The organism is Lacticaseibacillus yichunensis (genome assembly GCF_003946405.1).
GTDB lineage: Bacteria > Bacillota > Bacilli > Lactobacillales > Lactobacillaceae > Lacticaseibacillus > Lacticaseibacillus yichunensis.
In genome coordinates, this window is record NZ_RHOG01000048.1 from 1 (window position 1) to 10650 (window position 10650).

General features: G+C 53.2%; 8 protein-coding genes. 7 read left to right on the top strand and 1 reads right to left on the bottom strand.

Going from position 1 to position 10650, the window contains the following annotated elements; genetic code table 11:
* The first annotated feature begins 195 nt into the window (after nucleotides 1-195).
* The 4 genes from EKM95_RS10935 to dprA all read left to right on the top strand — a co-directional run bounded on the left by EKM95_RS10935 (nucleotide 196) and on the right by dprA (nucleotide 4993).
* Complete coding sequence (locus EKM95_RS10935; protein WP_225423299.1) at nucleotides 196-2106, top strand: hypothetical protein; 1911 nt, start codon at nucleotides 196-198, stop codon at nucleotides 2104-2106.
* A gap of 259 nt (nucleotides 2107-2365) precedes the next feature.
* The gene (gene ylqF / locus EKM95_RS10940) at nucleotides 2366-3214 is read left to right on the top strand and encodes a ribosome biogenesis GTPase YlqF (RefSeq protein ID WP_125698395.1); all 849 of its coding nucleotides are present in this window, start codon (nucleotides 2366-2368) and stop codon (nucleotides 3212-3214) included.
* Entirely contained in the window at nucleotides 3201-3989 is a 789-nt protein-coding gene (locus EKM95_RS10945; RefSeq protein WP_125698397.1) for a ribonuclease HII, read from the top strand. Before ylqF ends, EKM95_RS10945 begins: the two co-directional genes overlap by 14 nt.
* A 152-nt stretch (nucleotides 3990-4141) precedes the next feature.
* Nucleotides 4142-4993, top strand: a complete 852-nt coding sequence (gene dprA, locus EKM95_RS10950; RefSeq protein ID WP_318530905.1) for a DNA-processing protein DprA — start codon at nucleotides 4142-4144, stop codon at nucleotides 4991-4993.
* Nucleotides 4994-5053: 60 nt separating this feature from the next.
* On the opposite strand, the gene EKM95_RS10955 is transcribed toward dprA, so the two are convergent.
* Nucleotides 5054-5851, bottom strand: coding sequence for a Cof-type HAD-IIB family hydrolase (locus EKM95_RS10955; RefSeq protein ID WP_125698399.1), 798 nt, complete (start codon nucleotides 5849-5851; stop codon nucleotides 5054-5056).
* A 394-nt stretch (nucleotides 5852-6245) separates the two neighbouring features.
* On the opposite strand from EKM95_RS10955, the gene topA reads away from it, so the two are divergent.
* The 3 genes from topA (at nucleotide 6246) to EKM95_RS10970 (ending at nucleotide 10567) form a co-directional block, all read left to right on the top strand.
* On the top strand, nucleotides 6246-8327 hold the full coding sequence (gene topA, locus EKM95_RS10960; RefSeq protein ID WP_125698401.1) for a type I DNA topoisomerase: 2082 nt from the start codon (nucleotides 6246-6248) through the stop codon (nucleotides 8325-8327).
* A gap of 471 nt (nucleotides 8328-8798) precedes the next feature.
* Entirely contained in the window at nucleotides 8799-9806 is a 1008-nt protein-coding gene (locus tag EKM95_RS10965; RefSeq protein ID WP_125698403.1) for a hypothetical protein, read from the top strand.
* 251 nt (nucleotides 9807-10057) lie between these two features.
* Nucleotides 10058-10567 carry a MarR family winged helix-turn-helix transcriptional regulator gene (locus EKM95_RS10970; protein WP_125698405.1) on the top strand — a complete coding sequence of 170 codons (510 nt, stop codon included), beginning with the start codon at nucleotides 10058-10060 and terminating at the stop codon, nucleotides 10565-10567.
* Nucleotides 10568-10650 lie beyond the last annotated feature (83 nt).

Here is a 10650-nt window from a genome sequence, read left to right on the forward strand (position 1 = left end):
CGATAAACCATGGATAAAACCTCCGAGTGAATTTCGTAAATGCACGGGAAATGTCTGAAAACCGGAATTTCGTATGCATTTATTATATGACAGTAATGACCTAAAATCACTAGTATCAAATGCTACACGTTTTTGAACAGCCACTACTCTAAAGAAGTGAAGCGAATTGAGACTTCATCTAGTGATGACGATAAGATGCTTAATGTAGTATTGCTATCGCAGTTCCGTAAGTATCGAGCCCTCATGGAGCATGTTTCGAGTACCTTCAAGCCAATTGTCATGTTCAAGTCGGCCAAGGTCGCAGTCTCTAAGAAGGCCAATGATCGGTTCAACGAAATTATCGCTGGTCTGAACGCCAAAGACCTGAAGACTTTCATTGAGCGCCAACAGTTACTAGATAGCAATGATAATGCCATCCTTGAGTTAGCATATCGCTATTACATGCAAAATGAAGCTGACCTTTCCAAGATTGTCAGCGAAATTAAGCATGACTTCAATCCTAAAAATGTTCTGAACGCCAACGATGCCAGCGGTAATATGTTGGAAAAAGGTCAATACCAAGCGCTCAATACGTTGGAGAGTCCCAACAACTTCTATCGGGTTGTGTTCGCGGTGGCCAAGCTCACTGAAGGCTGGGATGTCCTCAACTTGTATGATATTGTACGTATTAGCGAGGAGGCCAAGGCGAATAAGGGTGCAACGATGGTTGAAGCGCAACTGATTGGCCGTGGCGCACGATACTATCCGTTTGAACTTGATGGCAAGAAGAGCTACAAGCGGCGCTTTGATAATGACCCGTCCAATCGGCAACTGATTTTGGAGACGTTGCACTACCACACGATGAATGAACCGCAGTATCTCAAGCAGTTAGTGGGTTCACTGAAGCAGATGGACTTACCCACCGGTAAGGACATCAAGAACCCCTTAGAAGAAATCAAGGTGAAGTCGGCGTTCAAAAAGACCGATGCTTATCGCCACGGGCGAATCTATTACAATATGTGTGTTGATGTTCCAGAGACTTATTTTGATTCGATTCAGAAGTACGGGATAGACCACAAGCCGGATATTCAGCGTAACCTCAACTATGGCTCAAGTGAAGTCAATTACCAAGCGTATTCTGATGCGGTCAAGAGCAAGACCATCAGTGTTCCGCGATTTGATGTCCGCTATGTAAAGAAGGCAATTCAAAAACTCGAATTTTACCGATTTGATAACCTGAAGCGTTACGTTCCATGTGTTCAGTCGATGAATGAATTCATCTATGGGGAGCAATGGTTAAATGCGCGGAATTTGAAGCTGTTCTTGACAGTACCAGTGGAATACCGCGAGAGTAATCTAACTCCGGATGAAATTTTAACGGTCATTGTGGCGTTGCTGAAGGAATATCAAGTTAAGATTCAGGCTGGCTTTGTCAAGAAGCGCGGGACGAACAACTTTATCGGCTATCCCATTAAAGACTATCTTGGAGACTACAAGAAGCGTGTTCCCGAGTACGATACCCAAACGCAATATGAGAAGACACAAGATATCAAGATCTATGAAATGGATGCAGATACTTTCTACGTCTACGATAAGGCAATTGTGAATCGCCTGGAGTATGAATTGATTGAACGAATTAAAGGCCATGTGCTGGAGTTACAGGCGAAGTACCACAAGGCTGTGTATCTATTCCGCATGGATGAAACCATGCACCGTGAGTCGGCAAAAAGCGAAGTACTGAAGTTGCATCAGTACCAGCAGAATCCAGAGCTGGGTATTCATTTAACTGGATATCAGCCTGACTTCATTCTCTTCCTTGAAGACACGGATGATTTTTACTTCCAAATTTTCATTGAACCTAAGGGCATGAGTGGTGAACGGTTTGAGGGTGAGTTGTGGAAAGAAGAGCTGCTACTGTACATGACCAATCATCAAGCCGAGATGGAATTCGCCGACAAAGAAAACAACGTTCAGATTAGCGGCCTGAAATTCTATACAGCTGGTGATGGTCGCGGTACGATGGATCAGCTCACCAAATTAGCTGGTACTCATTCAAGGGTCGACGAAGCACAAAAAGACCAACCGCATGATTTGGTCGCCGAAAAAAACGATGCAAAATATGAGTGATGATTGTTTCTGGAAGATTTTTGACTCACAGATGTATTAAGGTAATCCCCACTATTTGACAAAAATCATTCATATTGACTGAAATCATCTGAAGGTCACCCTTGAAGGGTCGGTGTTTTTAAAGGCTATTCCAACCTCTTGAAACCTAGTTCTAATAAGCCTGGTCTGAAGGGATAACTTTGTTAGGCTGGTCCTAGCCCGTGCAACCCACGGGCTTTTTTGCTACACTGTACGGAAGAGATTCACAAAGGAGACAACAATGGCAACGATTCAATGGTTCCCGGGCCACATGGCGAAAGCGCGCAATGAGGTCCAGGCAAAACTTAAGCAGGTCGATCTTGTGCTTGAGATCACGGATGCGCGGACGCCCGAGGCCAGCCGCAATCCGATGATGAACGAGCTTGTGGGAGATAAACCCAAGATCATGGTGCTCAACAAGCAGGATCTGGCGGACCCCAATGTGACGGCGCAATGGATTCGTTTTTACGAAAGCCAAGGGACTGCGGCAATCGCGATCGATGCCCAGCACGCGCGGCAGCTCAAGCAGATTCCGCAACTCGCGAAGAAGTTGCTACACGAGAAGATTGCTCGGCAGCAGGCTCGCGGGATTCGTGACCCGATGATCAAGGCGATGTGCATCGGCATCCCCAACGTCGGTAAATCAACGGTTCTTAACCGCCTCATCAGCAAGAATATCGCCGTCACCGGCAACCGGCCCGGCGTCACCAAGAATCAGCAGTGGCTCAAGGCTGACAACAGTTTTATGCTGCTTGACACCCCGGGCATTCTTTGGCCGAAGTTTGACGATGAGCAAGTCGGCCTCAAGCTTGCATTTACCGGCGCCATCGCCGACAACGTTGTCAATCCTGACGATGTTGGGCTATTTGGCCTGAACTATTTTCAACAGCGCCACCCCGACGCCTTGCGCAAAGCGTATCATGCGACGGCGACCGACATCGCGCTGCCCACGCCCGACCTCATGGTGCACCTCGCCAAGACCAACGGCTTCGGCGACGAGTACAACCGCATGGCCGAGCGCGTGATCTTCGACGCGCGCCAGGGCAAGCTCGGCCGCTTCACCCTCGAGGTGCCCAATGAAGCTGAGTGAGATTCGGGAAAAATTGGCCGCAGATCCGGTCGATGACGCGTTTCTCGAGGAAGTGGCGCGCGACAGCCGCGTCGGCGCCCAAAAACTATTAGCCACATACCGGCGCCGCCAAGACGAAGCCGCCACCGCCGCGCTGGACCTTCAATATCGCAGTCGCTATGAACGCGAGCTGTGGCCTCACTATCCTTTGATTGCCGGCATCGATGAAGTCGGGCGGGGACCACTGGCTGGGCCGGTCGTCACCGCAGCCGTGATCTTGCGACAGGATTGCGCGCTACCAGTCAACGATTCGAAGCAATTGACCCGGCATGAGCGCGAGCGGCTGTATCCGCTGATTATTTCACAAGCGGTTGCTGTGTCGCTAGGCGTCGCGGATTCGCGCGCCATCGATACTGAGAATATTTATCATGCCACCGAGCTCGCGATGGGCCGGGCTGTTTCGTCGCTGCGCGTGCAGCCCAATTTTCTACTCGTCGACGCCATGCGCGTGCCGGTCGAGGTGCCGCAGCGCAAGCTTATTCACGGCGACGCGAACAGCATCTCCATCGCGGCCGCCAGCATTGTCGCCAAGGTCGTGCGGGACCGTCTGATGGAAATGTACGACGGGCTGTATCCGGGTTACGACTTCAAGGACAACATGGGTTATGGCACCAAAAAGCACCTCGCCGGCCTCGCCGAGCTGGGTATCACCCCGATTCACCGGATGAGCTTCGCCCCGGTCCGCGAAGAGTACATGCGCCAGCAACAGTGGATTCAGGAGAATGGGCACGGGTGAAGCGAGCGGCTTAGATCGCCCACCATTCCAAAGATAAGAAGAAGCCAGGTTCCGCTTCGGCAATGTGCTGTGGAGGGAACCTGGCTTCTTCGTATGCCACGCGCCTATCCCCACACTCATTTCGCGTAATTTGTTTACAAGAGGTGAGAAAGTTGCAGATTAGAAAACTCTTGATCATGTGGCACCTGGCCATGTTCACAAAGGACTGGCAGACGGAAAATGAGATCTGGCTGGAGATCGCGCTGCGGCAACTGACGGCGACCAGCGATGCGCGGGACTTAGCGGATTGGCCGGGGCTGGCGGCACAGCGGCCTGCGCTTGAAAATCAACAGCGACTTGCCCTCCGCTTGGCGCATGACCCGGGCATCATCACGCGCGCCGATCCTGAATATCCGCCGCGTCTGGCCGAGATTCCCCAGCCGCCATTGGTGCTATTCACGGCGGGCGACCGGGCCCTCCTTCAAACGCGCACATTGGCGGTGGTCGGTTCGCGGGATGCCGGCCGGTACACAAAAGCGGCGCTGGAAAATTTTGGCAAGGCCTTTCCGCCTGATCTGACGATCGTCTCAGGGTTGGCGAGCGGGGCGGACACGATGGCGCACGAAATGGCGTTGGCGCAGGGCTTGCCGACGATCGCAGTGCTGGCGAACGGGTTGGACCGCGTCTACCCGTCGCACAACCGACAACTCCAGGCAGGCATCGCGGCGGGCGGCCTTCTTGTGTCCGAATATCCGCCGGGCACCTGGCCGATGCCGTATCGCTTTGTCGCGCGCAACCGCATCATCGCCGGGCTGGCGCATGGGGTGCTGGTGACCGAGGCGCGCCTGAAAAGTGGCAGTTTGATCACCGCCAACATGGGCCTTGAAACGGGCCGGGAAGTATTTGCGCTGCCCCGCGATTTCGACCAGCCCCTGGGCGCCGGCACCAACGCGCTGATTCAGGCCGGCGCCAAGCCTGTGATGAACGCGCGGGACATTACTGATGAGCTGCAGTCTTTTGACTGATCCACGTACACAAAAAAGCACGCCTTCCAGCTGTAAAAAGCGTGCCCAATCAAAGCCTATTTAGCGTGGCGAAAAATACCCTTCCAAAAAGTCACAAACGCCAGCCTCATCATTGGTCTTCTCGGTGATCACATCCGCCGCTTCCAGCACCGCTGGAGACGCGTTTTTCATCGCGACGCCGAGGCCGACTTCGCGGATCATCTCAAGATCGTTGCCGCCATCGCCAAACGCGGCCATGTCCGCCAGCGAAATGCCAAGCCGGGCGCCGAGTTCTTTGAGGCCCGCGGCTTTGTGGCGGCCGGGCTGAATGATATCGATGTCGCCGTGGCCGGAGCTGGTGACCTCCGCGATTCCAGCGAAGGCTTCGGTGAAGCGCACAAGGTATTCCTGGGTGCGCGAAGGGGCCATGTTGACGCCAAACTTCATGATCGGGTCGCCGTAAATGGTCAGATCATCGCGCACCTCGAGCCGGTGGTAGAAGCGCCGGGTCTGGGCAATGTATTCCGGGCCTTCCAGCGCGCGGACATACGCCGAGCCCACGCCGCACGCGATCACGGACAGCGCCGGATCACTGCTGAGAAACTCGGTGATCTGGTCCGTCGCCTCTGGGGAAAAAGTGTGCGTGGCATAGGTTTGCTTGGCGCCTCGAATGTAGGCGCCGTTTTCGGCCACGTAGATCGTCTCCGCATAGTCTTTGAAAAATGAGCGCAGCTGGTAATACTGATTCCCGCTGGCAACGACAAATTGGATGCCGCGTTCGGTCAGTAGCTTGTGGACCGCCGCAAATCGTTTCCGGTCATAATCTTGGGCTGAATTTAGAAATGTGCCGTCCATATCAACGGCGATCAATTTGATCATGTTGGCCTCCTGCAAATTGAAATCCTAATGCCAGTATCTCATGCTGGGCAATATGGCGCTATCAATTCTATTGAGCGACGTGGCAAGAGTCTCCGCATTGCCTGGGTCCCACCACCAATGGGGGCCTGCAAAATATCAGGCGTGGGTAAACTAAATTTTTCGACCCACGCAAGTCGCCCGGAACCGCCATGCCCAAACCAGCTGAAAAGCCTGCTGGGCCGGGGCCTGTTTGCTGCGCCGCGGCCAGCGGGTGGCGGCCGTTTTTTCCCGGAAAACGACCTGAAACGACGCTATATAATAGAAGAAACAGAATCAGATGTTTGACAAAGCGCGAACCGGGGCTTTATGATGTTTGGTGTTTTCGAGCAGCTCGCTCGCAGGAAGGAGGGCGCACATGGCCGCCAAGAATTTGGTCATTGTGGAATCGCCAGCAAAAGCCAAAACTATCGAGAAGTATCTGGGGCGCTCGTTCAGGGTCGTCGCCAGCCTCGGTCATATCCGCGACTTGCCCAAGTCCCAAATGGGTGTCGATGTTGATAATAATTATGAGCCAAAATATATTTCTATTCGCGGTAAGGGCGATGTGATCAAGGAGCTTCGCAAAGAGGCCGCCAAAGCCGACAATATTTATCTCGCAGCCGATCCGGATCGTGAAGGGGAAGCCATCGCGTGGCATGTCAGTCACATTCTCGGGCTCGACCCGACCGCCAAGAACCGCGTGGTGTTCAACGAGATCACAAAGGACGCGGTGAAAAACGCGTTCAAGTCGCCGCGCAGTATCGATATGAACCTGGTCGATGCCCAGCAGGCGCGCCGTATTTTGGATCGGCTGGTTGGCTATTCGATCTCGCCGCTTCTTTGGAAAAAGGTGAAGAAGGGGCTATCCGCGGGGCGCGTGCAATCTGTTGCGCTGAAGCTGATCATTGACCGCGAAGAGGAGATCCGCAATTTCAAGCCGGAAGAATACTGGTCCTTGGATGCGGAGTTCCAAAAGGGCACCGCGAAATTCGCCGCAAGTTTTTACGGCCTGAACAATAAGAAGATGGATCTGAAGGATAACGCCGCGGTTCAGGGCGTGCTCAAGCAGATCGACAAGAAGAAGCCGTTTGCCATCACGAATGTCGTGAAGAAGGAGCGTAACCGTTACCCGGCGCCGCCTTTCACCACGAGTTCCCTGCAGCAGGAGGCCAACCGCAAGCTGAACTTCCGCACGCGCAAGACGATGATGCTCGCCCAGCAGCTTTATGAAGGCATCAATCTTGGCGGCAAGGAAGGCACGACCGGTCTGATCACATACATGCGTACCGATTCGACGCGTGTGTCGAGTGTCGCGAAGGCTGAGACGTCCAAGTTCATCCATGACGTCTATGGCGAGGCCTACGCCGCGGTGAAAATTCGGCAGGGGAAATTGCAGGAAGGCGCCCAAGACGCCCATGAAGCGATTCGCCCGACGTCGACGTTGCGCACGCCGAAGAGTCTGGAATCTGTTTTGGACAAGGACCAGATGAAGTTGTACCAGCTGATCTGGAATCGCTTTGTCGCCAGTGAAATGACGCCGGCCGTGGTCGACACGGTGGCGGTGACGATCGAGCAAAACGGCGCGACCTTCCGCGCCAACGGGAGCCACACGAAGTTTCCAGGGTTCACCACGCTTTATGTCTCGAGTCGCGATGACGGCGAGAAGGAGAACCTCTTGCCGGAGCTTGCGATCGGCGATGCAGTCAAGCTGGTGAAAACTGATCCGGCCCAGCATTTTACCCAGCCGCCTGCCCGCTATTCCGAAGCGAACCTGGTCAAGGCGCTGGAAGAAAATGGCGTCGGCCGGCCTTCCACGTATGCGCCGACGATCGAGACGATTCAAAAGCGTTACTATGTGAAGCTGACTGCCCGCCGGTTTGAGCCGACGGAGCTTGGCGAGATCGTCAATTCGCTGATCAAAGAATTTTTCCCAGATGTCGTGGATATCAAGTTCACGGCGAAGGTCGAAGGCGAGCTCGACGCAATCGAAACGGGCAAGGCTGAATGGGTCCCAATCGTGGATGAGTTCTACAAGCCGTTTGCCAAGGAGGTCGCGAAGGCCGAGGTCGGCATCGAAAAGATTCAGATGAAGGACGAACCGGCTGGCTTTGATTGCGATGTTTGCGGCGCGCCGATGGTGGTCAAAATGGGCCGCTTCGGCAAATTCTATGCCTGCTCGCGCTTCCCGGATTGCCGCAACACTAAGGCGGTGGTCAAGGAGATCGGCGTCGTGTGCCCGAAGTGTGGCATCGGCCAGCTGGTTGAGCGCAAGTCCAAGCGCAACCGCACGTTCTACGGATGTTCGCGCTATCCAGATTGCGATTTCGTCGCCTGGGACAAGCCAGTCGGCCGGGATTGCCCGGTCTGCGGCCACTATCTAGTCGAAAAGCGCGGGCGCGGCGGCATGCAGGTGGTCTGCCCGAACAATGATTACAAAGAGGCTGTGGCGAAGAGCTGACAGTTTCGGGTTTTGGAAAATAGGATGGCGTTGGTTTGCACAGCACCAAATAGCTACGATCCAAATAGGATGGCGTTGCCCCCGACTGTGGTGGGGCGGCGCCATTTTTGATTCGGCTGACATGGCGCGCATGCAGGGGACCGCTGCGTCCGCCTTTTTTTGAATTCAATTGGTTGCGTGTGAAAAAGTGATGAGAGTGTGGGATATATTGGTTGCCTTCTCTGCTATTCTCGAGGATACTGGTATAGTTGCAGTTTTTTAAAGACGGTTTTGCGTGCCTATGACAAACTGTTCTCGATTTTCGTAATTTATTTACGGTGGCAGTGATCGCGAGTCGTTTTGGGTGTCGAGGTGCCGTGAACCCGCGCCGCAATTGACTGCGACCATACTTTTGAACTTTGGGGGTGCGACATCCGCTGGGTGAGCGGGATCATCGCAAGCAACTATATTTATTATCAGGGGGATTTTTAGGTGAAGGATCTATTGGCAAAAGCACAGAATTTTTTTAAGTCGGAACTCGGGCTCTTGATCGCGACCATCGTTTTCGCACCATTGGGGATCTATCTGGTGTGGAAGAATCAGAAGTTTACGAAGAATGGCCGAATCATTTTTTCGGCTGTCGCGACACTGGTCTTTCTTATTGGCGTTGGGACAATCAATTCCAATTCCGTGAAGATGAATCAACTCAATGCGGCATACCAGAAGCTTGAAACAAAGCAACAACGTACTGCGGTCAACTATGATGGACTGAAGTCTGATTACGAATCACTCGAGTCCAAAAGCGAAAAGTACCATAAAAAAATGAAGCCATACGAGAAGCTGTCCGAGGCAGCAGCGACAAAGTTAAAAAATGATTCCGCCGCAGCCGACAAAGTTACATCGCTGTTGAATGACTTACCAAGTGTCGATCAGCTTGATTCAAATGATGAGGCGTCGCTCAAAAAGGCGCGCGACACGTACAACTCCTTGACGGCCGATCAAAAGGAGCTCGTCAATGTCACCCCGCTTTCGGAATTAGAAAGTGCCTTGCCAGGGGTGAAAAAGAAGGAGGCTGCGGCAGCTGCAGCGGCCAAGAAGAAGAAGGAAGAAGCTGCTGCGGCAGCGAAAGCTAAAGCCGCTGCGGCCGCGGCCGCCAAAGCCAAGGCAGCCGAAGAGGAGCGACGCGGGTACGAAACCGGCATTACGTACGACCAACTCGCCCGGACCCCGGATTCTTACATGGGTAAAAAGGTGAAGTTCTACGGGGAAGTCGTTCAGATCATGGAAGACGGCGACAGCGTTCAGGCGCGGCTTGCAGTCAACGGCGATTACGATAACATGCTGCTTTGCGACTGGACCAGCAGCACGGTCTCCTCGCGTATTTTGGAAAATGATCAGATCACGATCTTCGGCGTGTCCGCCGGCTTGATCACCTACGAATCGACCATGGGTGGCGACATTACCATTCCGTCTGTCGCGGTCGATAAGATCAGCCACTGATCTAACACGAAAATAGGCGACCGGTTTTTCTGTCATTCTGTTGGGTGGCGACAGTCGCTGATCTGCATGCCCCACGCAGCCTCGTCTTCTTCGGAAGCGGGGCTGTTTGATTCGGCACGAGGAGCGTGCAAGGCTTTCTGGCGGATGGCTTGTGGCGACAAATTTTGTTGTAATTATCCCTTGCACTCTTCGGATAAAGGCGTATACTTCAATCAAGTTAGCCGGCTAATTAAATTTAACGGGAGGTCTTTATGCCTGATTCAAACTTCCGCGATCGGCCTGATGCCGAGCGCTTGCGGGTGATCCGCAGTCAATACGCGGACGCCAACATCAAGACTGTCCAGACTTTTCTGGACCTGCAATTTGTGTACCGTGATGTGCAGGCGAAATATGAGCAAGTCTTGAGCGACTATGATCTGTCTGAGTCGCGATTTATTCTTTTGATGTTTCTGGCCCATGCGCCTCAAGGACTCCCGGTCTCCGCTTTAGCCGAAAAACTCGGGGTGACCAAGGCCACGACCAGCAAGCTCTTGGATCGAATGACGACAGGCGGATTCGTGGAGAAGATCGCAGATTCTCAAGATAAGCGTGCGGTCGTGATTCGGTTGACCCCGTCAGGCCGGGCCTGCTTGTCACGGTTCTTACCCGTCAATTTTCAAACGATCAATTCGTTACTCGGTCGCCTCAGCGCGGATGAGCAGGGCCAACTCGACCTCCTTTTAACAAAAATGATTGCGTCCCCCGTGGACGAGAAAGTATGAGTAGAATAGTGGATACTGAATATTTGTAAGTGCCTTGTTTTCATGGGAACCGTTCCGTTACTGTCGTATAATGAATGCAGAGG

Excerpts from the sequence above, each read along its gene's own strand:
- EKM95_RS10935 (WP_225423299.1), top strand. The coding sequence starts at position 196 with ATGCTTAATGTAGTATTGCTATCGCAGTTCCGTAAGTATCGAGCCCTC.
- ylqF (WP_125698395.1), top strand. The coding sequence starts at position 2,366 with ATGGCAACGATTCAATGGTTCCCGGGCCACATGGCGAAAGCGCGCAAT.
- EKM95_RS10945 (WP_125698397.1), top strand. The coding sequence starts at position 3,201 with ATGAAGCTGAGTGAGATTCGGGAAAAATTGGCCGCAGATCCGGTCGAT.
- EKM95_RS10955 (WP_125698399.1), bottom strand. The coding sequence starts at position 5,851 with ATGATCAAATTGATCGCCGTTGATATGGACGGCACATTTCTAAATTCA.
- topA (WP_125698401.1), top strand. The coding sequence starts at position 6,246 with ATGGCCGCCAAGAATTTGGTCATTGTGGAATCGCCAGCAAAAGCCAAA.
- EKM95_RS10970 (WP_125698405.1), top strand. The coding sequence starts at position 10,058 with ATGCCTGATTCAAACTTCCGCGATCGGCCTGATGCCGAGCGCTTGCGG.